The organism is Pantoea hericii, from assembly GCF_014155795.1.
Taxonomy (GTDB): domain Bacteria; phylum Pseudomonadota; class Gammaproteobacteria; order Enterobacterales; family Enterobacteriaceae; genus Pantoea; species Pantoea eucalypti.
The window spans coordinates 375534-391814 of record NZ_SCKV01000002.1; the positions used below are offsets into that span (position 1 = coordinate 375534).

The 16281-nt window shown below is 56.6% G+C and carries 15 protein-coding genes; 7 read left to right on the plus strand and 8 right to left on the minus strand.

All coding sequences use genetic code 11. The features are described 5' to 3' along the window. Positions 1-10: 10 nt before the first annotated feature. The 4 genes from xdhC to guaD are packed head-to-tail and all read right to left on the minus strand — an operon-like array spanning position 11 to position 5897. Positions 11-787, minus strand: coding sequence for a xanthine dehydrogenase accessory protein XdhC (gene xdhC / locus H7K52_RS05405; RefSeq protein ID WP_110411395.1), 777 nt, complete (start codon positions 785-787; stop codon positions 11-13). After that, positions 774-3140 (minus strand): xanthine dehydrogenase molybdopterin binding subunit, encoded by a 2367-nt coding sequence (gene xdhB, locus H7K52_RS05410; protein WP_110411394.1) that lies wholly within the window; start codon positions 3138-3140, stop codon positions 774-776. The genes xdhC and xdhB overlap by 14 nt, the downstream gene beginning before the upstream one ends. Next, positions 3130-4572, minus strand: a complete 1443-nt coding sequence (gene xdhA / locus H7K52_RS05415) for a xanthine dehydrogenase small subunit (RefSeq protein ID WP_182629796.1) — start codon at positions 4570-4572, stop codon at positions 3130-3132. The genes xdhB and xdhA overlap by 11 nt, the downstream gene beginning before the upstream one ends. Further along, positions 4569-5897 (minus strand): guanine deaminase, encoded by a 1329-nt coding sequence (gene guaD / locus H7K52_RS05420; RefSeq protein ID WP_182629797.1) that lies wholly within the window; start codon positions 5895-5897, stop codon positions 4569-4571. Before guaD ends, xdhA begins: the two co-directional genes overlap by 4 nt. Positions 5898-6298: 401 nt before the next feature. On the opposite strand from guaD, the gene ydfG reads away from it, so the two are divergent. Then, a complete protein-coding gene (gene ydfG / locus H7K52_RS05425; RefSeq protein WP_182629798.1) occupies positions 6299-7045 on the plus strand; it encodes a bifunctional NADP-dependent 3-hydroxy acid dehydrogenase/3-hydroxypropionate dehydrogenase YdfG in 747 nt (248 codons plus the stop codon). A 31-nt stretch (positions 7046-7076) separates the two neighbouring features. Here ydfG and H7K52_RS05430 read toward each other — a convergent pair whose 3' ends face one another. Further along, entirely contained in the window at positions 7077-7403 is a 327-nt protein-coding gene (locus H7K52_RS05430; RefSeq protein ID WP_033743086.1) for a YnfA family protein, read from the minus strand. Positions 7404-7676: 273 nt separating this feature from the next. On the opposite strand from H7K52_RS05430, the gene H7K52_RS05435 reads away from it, so the two are divergent. Continuing rightward, positions 7677-8000 (plus strand): DUF1283 family protein, encoded by a 324-nt coding sequence (locus H7K52_RS05435; RefSeq protein ID WP_003853649.1) that lies wholly within the window; start codon positions 7677-7679, stop codon positions 7998-8000. A gap of 45 nt (positions 8001-8045) precedes the next feature. Then, positions 8046-8342: a DUF1161 domain-containing protein gene (locus tag H7K52_RS05440; RefSeq protein ID WP_078804413.1), complete on the plus strand. Its 297-nt coding sequence runs from the start codon at positions 8046-8048 to the stop codon at positions 8340-8342. Positions 8343-8381: 39 nt separating this feature from the next. Here the strand turns inward: H7K52_RS05440 and H7K52_RS05445 are convergent, their stop codons facing one another. Further along, on the minus strand, positions 8382-9848 hold the full coding sequence (locus H7K52_RS05445; protein ID WP_140915605.1) for an MDR family MFS transporter: 1467 nt from the start codon (positions 9846-9848) through the stop codon (positions 8382-8384). 392 nt (positions 9849-10240) lie between these two features. On the opposite strand from H7K52_RS05445, the gene H7K52_RS05450 reads away from it, so the two are divergent. Genes H7K52_RS05450 through osmV form a run of 4 tightly spaced genes read left to right on the plus strand, consistent with a single transcriptional unit; the run spans position 10241 to position 13679 of the window. Next, the gene (locus H7K52_RS05450; protein WP_003853657.1) at positions 10241-10957 is read left to right on the plus strand and encodes an ABC transporter permease; all 717 of its coding nucleotides are present in this window, start codon (positions 10241-10243) and stop codon (positions 10955-10957) included. Between the two features lie 17 nt (positions 10958-10974). After that, the gene (locus H7K52_RS05455) at positions 10975-11886 is read left to right on the plus strand and encodes a glycine betaine ABC transporter substrate-binding protein (RefSeq protein WP_078804415.1); all 912 of its coding nucleotides are present in this window, start codon (positions 10975-10977) and stop codon (positions 11884-11886) included. Between the two features lie 9 nt (positions 11887-11895). Further along, positions 11896-12543 carry an osmoprotectant ABC transporter permease OsmW gene (gene osmW, locus H7K52_RS05460; protein WP_003853661.1) on the plus strand — a complete coding sequence of 216 codons (648 nt, stop codon included), beginning with the start codon at positions 11896-11898 and terminating at the stop codon, positions 12541-12543. Further along, complete coding sequence (gene osmV, locus H7K52_RS05465; protein WP_003853663.1) at positions 12543-13679, plus strand: osmoprotectant ABC transporter ATP-binding protein OsmV; 1137 nt, start codon at positions 12543-12545, stop codon at positions 13677-13679. The genes osmW and osmV overlap by 1 nt, the downstream gene beginning before the upstream one ends. Before the next feature lie 283 nt (positions 13680-13962). On the opposite strand, the gene H7K52_RS05470 is transcribed toward osmV, so the two are convergent. Both H7K52_RS05470 and bioD read right to left on the minus strand, forming a co-directional pair. Beyond that, positions 13963-15339 (minus strand): nucleobase:cation symporter-2 family protein, encoded by a 1377-nt coding sequence (locus tag H7K52_RS05470; RefSeq protein ID WP_182629799.1) that lies wholly within the window; start codon positions 15337-15339, stop codon positions 13963-13965. A gap of 180 nt (positions 15340-15519) precedes the next feature. Then, on the minus strand, positions 15520-16218 hold the full coding sequence (gene bioD, locus H7K52_RS05475; protein ID WP_008925219.1) for a dethiobiotin synthase: 699 nt from the start codon (positions 16216-16218) through the stop codon (positions 15520-15522). Positions 16219-16281: the final 63 nt, after the last annotated feature.

Sequence of the window (16281 nt, forward strand, 5' to 3'; positions counted from 1 at the left end):
AGGCCACAACTCAGGTGATATGTTGCTGATAAACGCAGATAATTTCACCGGCAATCGCCACCGCAATCTCGGCGGGTAGCTTGCCTTTAACATCCGGCAGACCAATCGGGCAGCGCAGGCGCGCCAGTGATTCGCTCTGAACGCCCTTGCCTGCCAGCCGGTAGCGAAAACGCTGGTTTTTCGTCGCCGAACCGATTAATCCGGCATAGCGGAAATCCCCGCGTTTCAGCACCGCTTCACACAGTTCAAAGTCCAGCGGATGATGGTGGGTCATGATAATAAAGTAGCTGCCCGCAGGCGCCTGCGCCACGCAATCGAGCGGATCATCGGGCTGCCAGGTCACTACGCCCGCAGGGACGCTGGAAAATTGCGCCGGACGGCTGTCAATCCAGTTTATGTGACAGGGTAACGTCGCCAGCAGGTTAACCAGTGCCTGTCCGACATGACCTGCACCAAACAGAAATATCTCCGGCTGCGCCTGCAGCAGCGGCTCAAACAAAATCTTCGTTTTGCCACCACAGCATTGTCCAAGCCGCGCGCCGAGGCTGAAATCATCGGTATGGGGCGCGGTCGCCCCATCCTGCAGCATCGCCCTGGCCTGGGCGATACACGCAAATTCCAGATGACCGCCACCGATGGTGAGAAAGCTCTCCTGCTGTGTGACGACCATTTTGCTGCCGCTGTCACGGGGCACCGAACCGTGCTCGCTAAGCACGGTAATCAGCACGCAGCTTTGCCGTTTTTCACGCAACTGGTGAAGCACGCCTATCCAGTCATGATAGATCATCAATGGCTCCCGACAGACGCTGCACGCCCCAGAAGATGCGCTCCGGTGTAGCGGGCGCATCCAGCAACGGATGCTGGCGGTAATCCGCCACGCTGGCGACCGCATCCTGCAGCGCACACCAGGCGGCTATCCCTAACATAAACGGCGGTTCGCCAACGGCCTTGGAGTGAAAGACCGTGTCTTTCGGGTTTTTGCGATTCTCCACCAGTGTGACCCGCAGATCCGCCGGCACGTCACTGACGGCGGGAATTTTATAGCTCGCGGGACCGTCGGTCAGCAGCTGACCTTTGTCATTCCACACCAGCTCTTCGCAGGTGAGCCAGCCGACACCCTGGACAAAGCCTCCTTCGACCTGACCGATGTCGATGGCCGGGTTTAGCGAGGCACCAACGTCATGCAGGATGTCGGCGCGCAGCAGGCGGGATTCGCCGGTTAAGGTGTCGATGACGACCTCGCAGCAGGCCGCGCCATAGGCGTAGTAATAGAATGGCGTGCCGCGCCCGGCAACGCGGTCGTAATGAATGCCTGGTACGCGATAGTAGCCGGTGGCAGAGAGCGGCACCTGATTCAGCCACGCCAGTTTCGCCACCTCAGCGAAGGTGTAATGTTTTTCTCCCGCACGTACCACGCCATTGCGGAAGCTCACCGCCGCAGCGTCGCACTGATGCAGTTCGCAGAGCATGGCGGTCATGCGATCGCGCAGGATTTCAGCCGCATTCTGCGCCGCCTTACCGTTGAGGTCAGCACCGCTGGAGGCCGCTGTTGGCGAGGTATTGGGCACTTTACCGGTGTCGGTGGGGGTAATCTGGATTTTATCGGTCTCTATCTGCAGTACTTCGGCGACAATCTGGATCACCTTGGTGTTCAGGCCCTGGCCCATCTCGGTGCCGCCATGATTCAGCTGCACCGTGCCATCGGTGTAAATCAGGATCAGCGCGCCCGCCTGATTAAGGAAGCTGGAGGTAAATGAGATGCCAAATTTTACCGGCGTCAGCGCCAGACCGCGTTTCAGCAGCGAACTGCGGGCGTTAAACGCCGTGATTTCCGCGCGACGCGCCTGATAGTCGCTGCTCTGCTCCAGCTGTTCAGTAATCTCATCCAGCAGATTGTCCTCGACCTGCTGGTGGTAATGGGTGATGTTGCGATCCTGCTTGCCATAATAGTTACGCTTGCGCAGCGCCAGCGGATCCAGCCCACGGTGGCGGGCGATGTGATCCATGATCTGTTCAATCGCCACCATACCCTGCGGTCCGCCAAAGCCGCGATAAGCGGTGTTGGAGGCGGTATTCGTGCGGCAGCGATAGCCCGTGACCAACGCATCGCCGAGGTAATACGCATTATCGGCGTGGAACATGGCGCGATCGACAATGGATCCGCTCAGATCCAGCGAATAACCGCAGTTACCGGCCAGATCGATTTTGATGCCACACAGCCGGCCATCCTCCTCAACGCCTGCCTCGTAACGCACAAAGAAAGGATGGCGCTTGCCGGTCACGCGCATGTCGTCGCGGCGTGAGAGTCGCATCTTTGCCGCCCGCCCCGTCTGACGGGCTACGATGGCGCAGAGACAGGCGACACCGGCGGCCTGCGTCTCTTTGCCACCAAAGCCGCCGCCCATACGGCGCATATCTATCGTCACCTTATTCAGGCTGATGCCAATGACTTCCGCCACCAGCTTCTGCACTTCCGTGGGGTTTTGAGTGGAAGAAAAGACCTGCAGCTGCTGATCTTCACCAGGGATGACCATTGCCGTCTGGGTTTCCAGATAGAAATGCTCCTGGCCGCCAATATGAAACGACCCGCTGACCCGATGCGGCGCACGCGCCAGCGCCGCGTCCACATCACCGCGCTGGTGGATGTGCGGTTCCTGTACAAAGCTGCCCTGCGCCAGAGCCTGCTCCACATCCAGCAGCGGTTCCAGCACCTCATATTCGATCACCGCTGCGGCCGCGCCAAGACGTGCAGCGTCAGGGGAGTCCGCCGCGACGGCAATCACGATCTGCCCCAGGTACTCGACTTTGTCATGCGCCAGCAGCGGATCGCCCGGCTCCAGCGGCCCGACATCATTGATGCCCGGCACATCCTGCCAGGTTAATACGCTGACGACACCCGGCACGGCATAACAGGGCTGCACATCAATATTCACGATGCGCGCATGCGCGTGTTCACTCAGACGCGGGCAGAGATGCAGTAAACCCGGCAACTCCGGTTTATCGTCGATAAAATGCGCCTCGCCAGAGACATGTTTCTCCGCGCTTTCATGGCGGTTACTCCGGCCTACGCCGCTCTGTAAATCGGCGGCATACTGGGCCTTGATGACCTCTTCGTTGAGTTCCGGGCGGTTATGAGACATAGCGAGAGACCTCAAGGCAGGTGATTTCGCCGTTATGGCGATGCCAGTAGCGGCGAAGCAGGTTACGGGCGACCTGCAGACGGTAGTCACTGCTGGCGCGAAAATCGGAAAGCGGCTGGAAATCAGACGCAAGCGCGGCAGCGGCACGTGACACCGTCACGGCATTCAGTGGCTGACCCATCAGCGCCTGTTCACAGTGGTGGGCGCGTTTGGGCGTCGCCGCCATACCGCCAAAGGCGATGCGGGCACCACTCACCACGCCCTGTTCGATTTGCAGGTTAAAGGCAGCGAAGACGGCGGAGATATCATCATCCAGCCGTTTGGAGACTTTCCAGGCGACAAAATCAGGTGACACCGTCACCTTATCAATGCGAATTGCGCGGATAAACTCCCCTTTTTCCAGCTGTGTCTGCCGATAGCCGGTAAAGAACTGGTCCAGCGGCAGGCTGCGTTGTTCTTCACCGCGCTGCAGCAGCAAACTTGCATTGAGGGCCAGCAGCACCGGCGACGCATCGCCTATCGGGGACGCATTAGCGATATTACCGCCCAGTGTGCCCTGCAGACGAATTTGCAGTGAGGCAAACCGCTGCAGCATCTCGCTGACACCAGGAATGCGGGTGGCAAGAAACTCACTGACCTGCTGCAGTGAGGCACCTGCACCCAGCAGGTAATGATCGTCAAATTCACTGCAGACCTTAAGCGCGGCCACCTGCTCCAGCGCAATCAGCAGCGGTATTCTCTTATGCTGCTGGGTAATCTGCAGGCTGAGGTCGGTACCACCGGCAATCAGTTTCGCATCGGGATGCGCCAGGTAGATCTCTGCCAGCTGAGCCGGCGTTTTGGGCAGGAAACAACGGCGGCCTTCACCGTCTATCTCCTGCATTTCCGGGGTAGCCAGCGCCTCCAGCCGCTGCACGGTGGCGGCGGCACTGTGATCGAACTGGTCAGTAACCGGCTGGGAGCAGAGCTGTTCTGCGGCAGCCATAATGGGCCGGTAGCCGGTGCAGCGGCAAAGATTACCGGCCAGCGCCGTTTCCGCCTGATGGCGATCCCAGCCCGCTGCGTTTTTTTGCAGGCTGAACAGCGACATGACAAAACCCGGCGTGCAGAATCCGCATTGTGAGCCGTGGCAGTCGACCATCGCCTGCTGCGCCGGGTGCAGTGCACGACCGTGACGCAGATCCTCTACGGTGATCAGCTGTTTACCCTGTAATGACGAGACCAGCGTCAGACAGCTATTGACCGTTTCATACTGCATCTCACCCCTGACGGCTTTTCCCAGGGTGACACTGCAGGCACCACAGTCACCAGAGGCGCAGCCCTCTTTGGTACCAGGACGATGCTGACGGGTGCGCAGATAGTTGAGCACCGTAAGATTGGGGTCGAGAGCCTCTTCCCTGACCAGCTGGTTGTTTAACAAAAACTCAATCATGCGGCTTGCTCCTGTGCGTCGCGCTGCCAGACCGGACGACCATTTACCCAGGTCTGGGCAATATTGCGATCGTCGCCTAGCGTCATTAATACAAACAGCTTTTCCCAGATATCTTTGCTATTGCCAATACGCAGCTGCTGCAGCGCAGAGACTGCCGGATCGAGCACGACAAAATCGGCTTCTTTGCCGATGTTAAAATTTCCGATGGCGTGGTCGAGATCCAGTGCACGCGCTCCGCCCAGCGTGGCGTGATAAAAGGCTTCAGCGGCACTGAGCCGGTAGTGCTGCAACTGGCCTACTTTGTAAGCCTCGCCCAGCGTCTGCAGGATATTAAAGGTGGTGCCCGCGCCGACATCCGTGCCGATTCCCACTTTCACGCCCTGCTGCCAACTGCGTTTAATGTTAAACAGGCCGCTGCCGAGGAAGAGGTTTGAGGTTGGGCAAAAAGCAATAGAAGAATCGGTATCGTGCAGACACTGCCACTCTTTATCCTCCAGATGCAGACAGTGCGCGAAGACGCTGCGACGCCCGGTTAGCTGGTGATGATGATAAACATCCAGATAGCCCTCACGCTCCGGGAACAGCGCTTTTACCCAGGCCACCTCCTGTGGATTTTCGCTGAGATGGGTATGCAGCCAGGTATCCGGAAATGCCTGGCGCAACTGCTGCACTTTTTCCAGCAGTTGCGGGGAGGAGGTCGGCGCAAAACGCGGCGTCAGGGCGTAGCTCAGCCGTCCACGATTATGCCAGCGCTCAATCAGCGCCCGTGTCTGCTGGTAGCTCTGCTCCGGGGTTTCGGTAAGATTGTCGGGCGCATTGCGATCCATCATCACCTTCCCGGCAATCAGTCGCATGTTCAGGGCTTCTGCGGCACTGAACAGCGCCTCCACCGATTGCGGATGGACAGTACCAAACACCAGTGCGCTGGTAGTGCCATTTGAGAGCAGCTGATGCAGGAAAAAGGCGGACATTTTGGCCGCATGGTCAGGACAGTGATACTGCGCTTCAACCGGAAAAGTGTAGTGATTCAGCCACTCCAGCAGCTGTTCACCAAACGCACCAATCATCTCTGTCTGTGGATAGTGAATATGCGTATCGACAAAGCCAGGTACGATCAGTTTGCCGCGCAGATCGGTAATCGGATGGCCTGCCAGCATCGCCTCGCTGTTCTCCCAGCTATCCAGCCCTGCTACGCGTCCGTCACGCAGCAACAGCACCGCATCGTCCAGATAGCGCGCCTTACCGGCCAGGTCGTCGGGCTGATCCACGACACCAGTAAAGTCAAAGAAGCTGGCGCGAATCGCCGTGTCGGTTGCTGATAGCATGGGTTGTCCTTTCTGAAAGCGCGATAGAATAGTTGCAGGGAAATCTCCTGTTATAGCCTTGCAACCTGCGTGCCAGAACTGGTGAGCCGTAAAATCCTTATAAATCAATCAAATAAATCATTTACCGCCTGTTGCGCAACATAAATCACCACAGATGGCTTAGCAACCGTTTGCGGAACGGAGGCAAACGGTTGCGACTCAATTTTATGTAAACTGATCATTCTGAGTATGGCCTGCCGGAGGGAAACGTGCCCTTTTTAGGTGCAGCCTGCCCTGAAAAGGCGCAGTCAGTTAACCGATAAAATCCATTTACAGGCTTGGCGATTTTTCAACGCGCAGAAGCGGAAATGAAATGCTATGGTGAAGTCATCGACTCTGAAAATGGCATAAGGAACAGTGAGATGATTATTTTTGTCACCGGCGCGACCGCCGGTTTTGGTGAAAGCATCACCCGCCGCTTTATTGAGAATGGTCACAAAGTCATTGCCAGCGGACGCCGCGCCGACCGTTTAAAAGCGCTGAAGGAGGAGCTGGGCGAGAATCTTTATACGGTGCAGCTGGATGTGCGTAACCGTGCCGCCATTGAAGAGATGGTCACGCACTTACCGGCAGAGTGGCGCAATATTGATGTACTGGTTAACAACGCCGGTCTGGCGCTGGGGATTGAACCTGCGCACAAAGCGAATGTTGAAGACTGGGAAAACATGATCGACACCAACACCAAAGGCCTGGTTTACATGACCCGCGCCCTGCTGCCCCACATGGTAGAGCGCGATATCGGCCACATCATCAACATTGGCTCGATTGCCGGTAGCTGGCCTTATGCCGGCGGCAACGTGTATGGTGCAACCAAAGCGTTTGTCCGTCAGTTCAGCCTTAACCTGCGAACCGATCTGCACGGTACGGCACTGCGCGTCACCGATATAGAACCCGGCCTTGTCGGCGGCACGGAGTTTTCCAATGTGCGCTTTAAGGGCGATGATGACAAAGCGGGCCAGGTTTATGAAGGCGCAAAGGCTTTAACACCCGAAGATGTCACAGAAGCGGTCTGGTGGGTTGCCACGCTGCCTAAGCATGTCAACATCAACAGTCTTGAAATGATGCCGGTCAGCCAGACGCTGGCAGGCCTGAAAGTCCATAAGCCTTAAGCCTCTGCAGCGCCAGTCCGTCCGGCTGGCGCTACCCGCGCCCCCAGCCCATCACGATGATCAGCATGCCGCTGAAGGCGATCACTGCCCCGCTCCAGTCCCACGCGCTTAACTTCACGCCATCCACTACCCGCAACCAAAGCAGCGCAGTCAGCACATAGACGCCACCGTAAGCGGCATAGACCCGTCCACTGGCGGCAGGATGCAGGGTCAGCAGCCAGACAAACAGCGCAAGACTCGCCGCTGCAGGCAGTAACAGCCAGGCTGAGCCGCCTTTTTTTAGCCATAACCAGGGCAAAAAACAGCCGATGATCTCCGCCAGCGCGGTAATAAAAAACAGCAAGGCGGTTTTAATCAGCACCCTAACCTCTCCTGAACGTAAACAAATGGCTCACCACTGGTGAGCGAAGAAACGGCGATGATATAATAAGAATCTCTGTCATCGGGCTATTTTATTTTTAGCCTGAACCCGGGCAGTGCTCACCATCACCACGCGTATATGCCGGATTGCTTCGCGCTTTCCCTGTCCGGACTTACAGCAACAATGACGGCTGGTGGGCCAGGCTTAAAGCATACCCGCTGCAACAGACGTCCCGGAAGGCGATGTTTGCGTTAACTTAAGGATATTGTGATGAAAAAAATGATCCCTGCCGTGCTGTTGGTTCTGATCTCCTCTGCGGCATTCACTGCCAGTGCGAATACGAATCGTCTGATCATTGAAGATGGCAGCACCGCGCTGGGCAATGAAGCGGCGCGCCAGGATAAAGAGCAATGGAATGACACGCGCATGCTGCGTAACAAAGTGAACACCCGCGTCGAAAAAGAGTTTGATAAGGCCGATCGCGCCTATGACACCCGCGACAAATGCGAGCAGAGCCTTAATCTCAACGCTTACTGGGAACCCAACACCCTGCGTTGCCTGGACCGCCGTTCAGGTCGCCCGGTTGCGCCTTAATTTTGAGCTATAGTAATGACGGACGACTAACATAAGGAAGACGTGATGAAGATACAGAGGGTTTTGTTAAGCGCGGCGTTTTTAGCTCTGCCGTTGATGGCACAGGCATCCTGTGAGTCGGTGAAAGCCGATATCAGCCAGAAAATTATTCAGAACGGTGTGCCTGAGTCAGGTTTTAGTCTCGACATCGTCGCCAACGATCAGGTTGATCAGGCGGGCGGTCAGGTCGTCGGACATTGTGAAAACGACACACAAAAGATTGTTTATAAGCGTACAGGCCGTGACGACGAAGCCAGTGTCCCCGCCAGTGCAGGCAGTTCACAGGACTCGCCTGCTCAGTAGTCAGCGTCAAATCAGGGCGACATCCTGTCGCCCTGCCTGCTAGTCCGCCTGTTCCGGCCGCTGACGTGGCATCATCCAGGCCACACCCACCGCAAACAGCGCAATCACCAGTGCCACCACAAATACCCAGTGCAATGACGTCGCGATGGACGCAACCATCTGTTGCAGCGTTTCCGGCTGCAAATGCTGACGACTGGATTCTGACATAATCTGCTGCACCGGATCCTGTACCTGTGGCAGTCGCCATTGCAGATTCAGATTCAGCACTGCGCCCATAATCGCCGTTCCCACCGCGGAGCCGATCATCCGGCTGAACATGATTGAAGCGGTGCAGATGCCACGAATCTGATAGTCCGCCTGATTCTGCACAGAAACCAGGAACGTGGTGCTGGTCATCCCCATGCCAGTCCCGATCAGAAACGCCGTAAAGCCCGCCTGATAGAGAGAGCTTGCGGGCTGTAAGAACAGTAGCAGGGCGCTGCCCGTCACCAGCAAGAGCGCGCCAAGCTGGGCGGTAAAGCGGTAGGAGGTGTGCAGCATCAGTCTGCCGCTGAGGGTACTGGCCAGCGGCCAGCCAATCGACATCATCGCCAGCACACTGCCCGCCTGCAACGGTGAGCCGCCGCGGATCCCCTGAATCCAGGTGGGTAAAAACGCGCTGATGCCCATCATGGCCGCCCCGATAATCAGATTGCCCGCATTACCCGCCACGATAAGCCGGCTGCGCCAGATGATCAGCGGAAACAGCGGTGCTGCTGAACGTTGCTCATGGCGTTTAAGCTGCCAGCCCGCAAACAGCGAGAACATCAGAAACGGCACCAGCCAGATGCCCAGCTGTTCTGCCTGCAATAGCGCCACCAGCAGGGCCGTCACGCAGAGCATCAGCCAGCCGCTTCCTGCCAGGTTCAGCGGCTGTGATTTCTCCTCCTTCTGGTGCGACGGTAGCCAGCGCGCCAGCATCAGCATGCTCATCAGGCCAATCGGCAAGTTAACCCAGAAAATCACCGACCAGCTAAAGTGCTGCACCAGCCAGGCCCCGGTCAGTGGCCCGACGATGGCCGCCACACCCCAGACGCTGGAGAGCCAGCCCTGCACGCTGGCCCGTTCGCGCGGTGAATAGATATCCGCCACGATGGTCGAGCTGAGCGGCATAATCGCGCCCGCGCCCAGGCCCTGAAATGCCCGGAACAGGATCAGCCAGGTCATCGTATGGGCAAACCCACACAGCACCGATCCCATCAGGAAGATGGCGGTCCCGACAAAAAACATCGTTTTGCGCCCCACCATATCCGCCAGCCGCCCATAGAGGGGTACGCTGACCGCCTGAGTCAGCAGATAGATGGAGAAGACCCAGCCAAACTGCGAAAAACCGCCAAGGTCAGCAATGATAGTGGGCATTGCGGTAGCCACAATCGTCACTTCAATGGCCGCCATAAACATCGCCAGCATGCAGGCAATTAAGATCCAGTGGCGATGTCCGGTCTGGAGTTGTGCGCTTTCAGTCATAGGGTTCCTTTTTTTATCTGCAAGGCTAGCTCAAAAACAGCCAGTGCAGTTTCCCGCGCGTGCGCACCTTTTGCGTCATCTGTGACGTTGTCACCAAATGTCGATGAATTTTTTTTATTGTCGCATTAACCCAGCGGCTATGCGGCTTTAACACCATTTTAACCTGTTTCTATCTGCCTGATATATGGCTTAAAAGCTGGCTTGTGCAAAAAAGGCCTGCTATAGCATTACCCCATCTTATTCGGTATTCGCTGAAAAAGAGTGGGTAAACAGTCATTTTATCTACATTTTATCGCAGTTTCGGTTTTGGGTGCGGCGGCAGTTTTTGTCGCGCCTGTCGGACTGTTTATGGTTGTTATAACAAATGAGATCGTCATCAGGGAGATTCTCCTATGCAAAATGCTTCACTGGCCCAACGCGCCGGTCTGGCAGTGCTTGCAGTGGTCGCGGTGATCGCAGCATTGATCTGGGGCTTAGGCTGGGATCAACTGGTCGCACGTAAAGTCGATCTGCTCTATCTCGGGCAGCAGCACCTCTTCTTAGTTTTCTGGTCAATGTTGTTCGCTCTGCTGGTCGGTATTCCCAGCGGCATCCTGCTCAGTCGCCCGTTTGCGCGTCGCTGGGCCGAATATGTGATGCAGATTTTCAATGTGGGAAACACACTGCCACCGCTCGCGGTGCTGGCGCTGGCGATGGTAATCATCGGCATTGGCGATCGTCCGGCGCTGATTGCGCTGTTTCTGGCATCATTGCTGCCCATCGTTCGAAACACCTTCTCTGGCCTGAGCGCGGTTCCTCCGTCGCTGATTGAGGCCGCCAACGGCATCGGCATGACCAAATGGCAACGTCTGCGTCAGGTTGAGCTGCCCAACGCCCTGCCGGTCATTCTCGCAGGCGTGCGCATCGCCACCGCCATCAACGTCGGTACTGCTCCACTGGCCTTCCTGATTGGTGCCAGCAGCTTTGGTGAGCTGATCTTCCCGGGCATCTATCTGAATGACTTCCCGACACTGATTCTGGGCGCCGTTGCCACCGCACTGGTGGCACTGGTTCTGGATATGCTGCTGGCCGCACTGGGCCGCTTTCTGAGTCCGCATGCTGCGGCCTGACCACAAGGAGCTTTGTAATGCTAACGAAGTGGATTAAGAAAAGCGTTGTCGCGCTGACTGCGACGCTGCTGCTAAGCCAGACGGCGCAGGCTGCCACCCCGCTGGTGATGGCAACCAAAAGTTTTACCGAGCAGCATATCCTGTCCGCGATGACGGTGCTGTGGCTGCAGAAGAAAGGTTTTGAGGTGGTCCCTAAACGTAATATCGCCACTACCATTGGTCGTAATGCACTGCTGAACAAGCAGATTGATATGACCTGGGAATATACCGGCACCTCACTGATTATCTTCAACCATATCAACAAGCCGATGTCTTCGCAGCAGGCCTATGAAACGGTCAAAAAGCTGGATGCAAAGCTGGGACTGGTGTGGCTTAATCCGGCACCGATGAACAATACCTATGCCTTTGCCATGACCCGTGAGCGGGCCGAAAAAGAAGGCATCACCACCCTCTCGCAGCTGGTTGCGAAAATTGAGCAGGTGCGGAAATCTGACCCGGACCATAACTGGCGTCTGGGGCTGGATCTGGAGTTCGCCGGTCGTTCTGACGGCCTGAAACCCCTGCAGAAAACCTATAACCTGGCGCTCGATCGGCCGCAGATCCGCCAGATGGACCCGGGTCTGGTTTACAACGCAATTCGCGATGGATTCGTCGATGCCGGTCTGATCTACACCACCGATGGACGGGTTAAGGGCTTCAACCTGAAAGTGCTGGAGGATGATAAACACTTCTTCCCGAGCTACAACGTGACGCCGGTCGTGCGTAAGGATGTGCTGGCGAGCCATCCGGGGCTGGATACCGCGCTTAATCAGCTTTCTGCTCAGATCACTGATGAGGCGATCACAGAGCTGAACAAGCGGGTCGATATCGATCATGAGTCACCGGAAAACGTGGCGCGTGATTTCCTTCAATCCAAAAACATGCTGTAAGGAGGCACTGTGGATACCCTTCACTACATCATGGATAACTGGAGCACCCTGCTCACCCTGAGCTGGCAGCACAGCTGGCTGGTGCTGGTGGCGGTCGGCCTGGCCATTGTGATTGGCGTGCCGCTGGGCATTCTGATCGTGCGTGTCAGATGGCTGGCAACGCCGATACTCGGTATCGCTACCGTGGTGCTGACCATTCCTACCATTGCGCTGTTTGGTCTGATGATTCCGGTCTTTTCGCTGATCGGTCAGGGCATCGGCGCGCTGCCAGCGATCACCGCGGTGTTCCTCTACTCACTGCTGCCGATTGTGCGCAACACTCACACCGCACTGGAGAATCTGCCGGATGGACTGCGTGAAGCGGGCCGTGGCATCGGCATGACCTTCTGGCAGCGTCTGCGCTGGGTTGAAATCCCGATGGCGCTGCCGGTGATTTTTGGCGGCATCCGTACCGCCGTGGTGATGAACGTTGGCGTGATGGCGATTGCTGCCGTCATTGGCGCGGGCGGTCTGGGCCAGTTGCTGCTCGATGGGATCAGCGGCAGTGATATTCGTATGTTGATTGCCGGGGCACTGATGATTTGTCTGCTGGCTATTTTTCTTGACTGGCTGCTGCACCGTTTGCAGCAGGCGCTGACTCCAAAGGGGATTCGATAATGATTACGCTGGAAAACCTGACGAAAACCTTTACCCAGAAAAACGGCACCACTAACAAAGCCGTCGATAACGTCAGCCTTCACGTACCTGCCGGTGAGATGTGTGTGCTGCTGGGGCCATCGGGCTGCGGTAAGACCACCACGCTGAAGATGATTAACCGTCTGATCCCCGCCACCAGTGGCCGCATCCTGATCAACGGTGAAGATACCAGTACCCAGGACACCACCACTTTGCGTCGCAACATTGGCTATGTCATCCAGCAGATAGGCCTGTTCCCCAACATGACCATTGAGGAGAACATTACTGTAGTGCCACGCATGCTGGGCTGGGACAAAAAGCAGTGTCGTGAACGTGCCACTGAGCTGATGAGCATGGTCGCGCTGGACCCGACTAAATTCCTGCATCGCTATCCGCGTGAGATGTCCGGCGGTCAGCAGCAACGTATCGGCGTGATTCGCGCCCTGGCCGCGGATCCACCGGTGCTGCTGATGGATGAGCCGTTTGGTGCCGTTGACCCGATTAACCGCGAAGTGATCCAGAACGAGTTCCTCGACATGCAGCGCCAGTTGAAGAAAACCGTGATGCTGGTGAGCCACGACATTGATGAGGCACTCAAGCTCGGCGACCGCATCGCCGTCTTTGGTCAGGGTAAAATCGTGCAGTGCGCCAGCCCGGATGAGTTGCTGGCGACTCCGGCCAATGATTTCGTTGGCTCGTTTGTGGGCCAGGACCGCACGCTTAAGCGTCTGTTACTGGTGCAGGCGGGAGACGTGACCGATCAGCAGCCGACCATCACCGTGCGCCGCTCAACGCCACTGGATGAAGCCTTTGGCACCATGGATGAGAACGATATGCGGTCGATTACCGTGGTCGATGAGGATGGCAAGCCGCTGGGCTTCGTGAAGCGTCGCGAGGCGCGTAACGTGAGCGGCCGTTGTGAAGAGAAGCTGCACACCTTTAAGGTCACCGGTAAAGCGGAAGAGAACCTGCGCGTGGTGCTGTCGAAACTCTATGAGCACAACACGGTCTGGATGCCAATTGTCGATGAAGAGGGTCGCTACAGTGGGGAGATTTCGCAGGATTACATCGCGGATTACCTCAGCTCGGGGCGAACCCGTCGTCGTCTGAATCCATAATGTCGTTATAGTTTTATAAGTCAGAAAAAGGGCCGCTCTGGCCCTATTCCCCTCGCCGACTCCATCTTAAAGCCAGTTAAGTCACGGCGTATTATGACTGTTAATTTATTACCAGCTCAGGGAGCATACGCCCTCCGCAAAGACGCAAACCACGCCATCCCTGGCGGGCTCAGCGCGGACCATCCCTGGTCCGCGATGCTTTGCTACTGGCGTATGCTCCCATCGCTTTGAATTTCTGAGCCGTCTGTCAGAGCAACTTCAGCGGTAGTGCGTTATTCAGCTTTTAACTTTCAGTCAGTGTTTCCGCCTCAACCTCTTCCACGGCAGATGCCTCGTCTGGCAGTACCAGATTGAGCATAATCGCCAGCATACCGCCGGTCGTTACCGCATGACCAAACAGACTGTTAATCAGCGGCGGGAACTGCTTCAGTACCTCCGGCACCGCTTCCACGCCAAGACCAATCCCGAATGAAATTGCGACAATCAGCATCTCACGGCGGCCCAGCGGCGTCTGTGTCATCACCCGGATACCCGCAGCGACGACGCTGCCAAACATCACAATAGTGGCTCCGCCAAGGACTGGCGGCGGGATCTGCTGCAGCAGCGAGCCAACAAAAGGAAAAAGCCCCAGTAGCGCCAGCATAATGCCTAAGAGCATGCCTACGTAACGGCTGGCAACGCCCGTCATCTGGATAACCCCATTATTTTGCGCAAACGTGGTGTTAGGAAAGGCGGAGAAAACCGCCGCCAGCACACAGCTCAGGCCATCAGCGACAATACCGCCCTGCAGCCGCTGCTGAAAAGGCTTGCCAGCGATGGGCTGCTGTGAAATCAGGCAGTTGGCCGTGAGATCCCCAACGGCTTCAATTACGGCGATGACCGACACGAGTGCAATCGGCAGAAAGATAGTCCAGTCAAAGGCGAAACCAAACCGGAAGAAGGCTGGCAGTACCATCCAGCTGCTCTCCGGCGCGACGTGCAGTTGTAAATGTCCGGTTAAGACTGCCGCCACGCATCCCACCGCGATGCCGGCCACCACTGCCACCAGCCTTGCCCAGCGGTTGCGCGAACGGTTAAGCGCCACAATCACCAGCAGCGTCAGCGCTCCCAGCGCCAGATTCCTCGGCGAACCAAAATCTGTGGCGTTGTGACCGCCAGCCCAGTCGGTGATGCTCACCTTGATCAGGCTGATGCCGATGAGAGTAATCACTGTGCCGGTCACAACCGGCGTCAGGACTTTGCGCAGTGAGCCCACACAGCGGCTAATCAGAATCGGAATCAGCGCTGCCACCAGGTTGCAGCCAAACAACATCGCCATAATCTCTTCTGGCGATCCGCCGCGCCCTTTCACCATTAGCCCACCGGAGAGAATCACACCGAGAAACGCGAAACTGGTGCCCTGCAGGCAGATCATGCCCGCGCCAATGCCATAAAAGCGTCTGGCCTGCATAAAAGTGCCTAACCCTGAAACAAACAGCGACATGCTTATCAGATAAGGAATGTAGGCCTGTAACCCCAGAACTGAACCAATAATCAGCGGTGGCGTGATAATTCCCACCACGCTGGCGAGCAGATGTTGCAATGCGGCCAGAAACGCCGGGGCGGGACCAATGCGGGCCTCAAGCCCATATAACAAACCTTTCTCGTGCGAATGCGACATGATGATACTCCGGCTCACTGTGATAAGCGGAGTTAATGCATTTTTTGCGCCATGACGTTGTTGTTTCGCGTTAACTGCGTCAGGCCATTCAAATATAAACAGAAATTTTTGCAGAGAGTCGAAAACGAGCCTGAAACTTTAGGCTCACTCCCGACTCAGATGACTCGTTTTGTTTCATAATCAGGCGATCTTTGCACTCACAGCGTGCAAACTGTCCGGCTCCAGCAGGGAAATATCGATATAAGGTGTGAGATCGCGTTGTTCGGCACGCGGTAAATAAGGCAGTTCGCCCAGCAGCGGTGCGCCGATTTTTTCGCGCAGAATCCCGATAATGTCGCTGTAGTGCGCCAGTCCTGGGTTAATACGATTGCCTACCCAGCCCAGCAGCGGGAGACCATCCTGCGCAATTGCTTCTGCCGTCAACAAGGCGTGACTGATGCAGCCCGACTGGATTCCGACCACCAGCACCACCGGCAGTTGCTGCTCAACGACCCAGCAGGAGAGCGGACGTCCATCGTTCATCAGGCTGCGCCAGCCGCCTGTGCCCTCAACGACCACGCGACTGGCCTGCTGCATCAGGCGGGTTAAGCCCTGAGTCAGCAACCCATAGTCGATGATCTGCGCGGGATGGGTGCAGATCTCCTCTTCCTGGAAAACCAGCGGATTGATTGCCTGATAAGGCAAGTCGATGGAGGACGCGCTTTGCAGAACCTGTGCATCTTTGTTACGCAGGCCATCCGGGGTTTTAACCGCACATCGCGCGATAGGCTTATAGCCGACTGCACTGTGTCCGGTCTGTATAAAACTTTGCAACAGGGCGCGTGACACCACCGTTTTGCCCACTGCGGTATCGGTGCCGGTAACAAATAGTCTGTTCACTCAACTTCTCCTCTAAAACCGTTGCGATTAATCAGGGATTAACCTTGCTGCGAAACGGCATTT

Coding starts and splice junctions, on each gene's coding strand:
- xdhC (WP_110411395.1), bottom strand. CDS start 787: ATGATCTATCATGACTGGATAGGCGTGCTTCACCAGTTGCGTGAAAAA.
- xdhB (WP_110411394.1), bottom strand. CDS start 3,140: ATGTCTCATAACCGCCCGGAACTCAACGAAGAGGTCATCAAGGCCCAG.
- xdhA (WP_182629796.1), bottom strand. CDS start 4,572: ATGATTGAGTTTTTGTTAAACAACCAGCTGGTCAGGGAAGAGGCTCTC.
- guaD (WP_182629797.1), bottom strand. CDS start 5,897: ATGCTATCAGCAACCGACACGGCGATTCGCGCCAGCTTCTTTGACTTT.
- ydfG (WP_182629798.1), top strand. CDS start 6,299: ATGATTATTTTTGTCACCGGCGCGACCGCCGGTTTTGGTGAAAGCATC.
- H7K52_RS05435 (WP_003853649.1), top strand. CDS start 7,677: ATGAAAAAAATGATCCCTGCCGTGCTGTTGGTTCTGATCTCCTCTGCG.
- H7K52_RS05440 (WP_078804413.1), top strand. CDS start 8,046: ATGAAGATACAGAGGGTTTTGTTAAGCGCGGCGTTTTTAGCTCTGCCG.
- H7K52_RS05445 (WP_140915605.1), bottom strand. CDS start 9,848: ATGACTGAAAGCGCACAACTCCAGACCGGACATCGCCACTGGATCTTA.
- H7K52_RS05450 (WP_003853657.1), top strand. CDS start 10,241: ATGCAAAATGCTTCACTGGCCCAACGCGCCGGTCTGGCAGTGCTTGCA.
- H7K52_RS05455 (WP_078804415.1), top strand. CDS start 10,975: ATGCTAACGAAGTGGATTAAGAAAAGCGTTGTCGCGCTGACTGCGACG.
- osmV (WP_003853663.1), top strand. CDS start 12,543: ATGATTACGCTGGAAAACCTGACGAAAACCTTTACCCAGAAAAACGGC.
- H7K52_RS05470 (WP_182629799.1), bottom strand. CDS start 15,339: ATGTCGCATTCGCACGAGAAAGGTTTGTTATATGGGCTTGAGGCCCGC.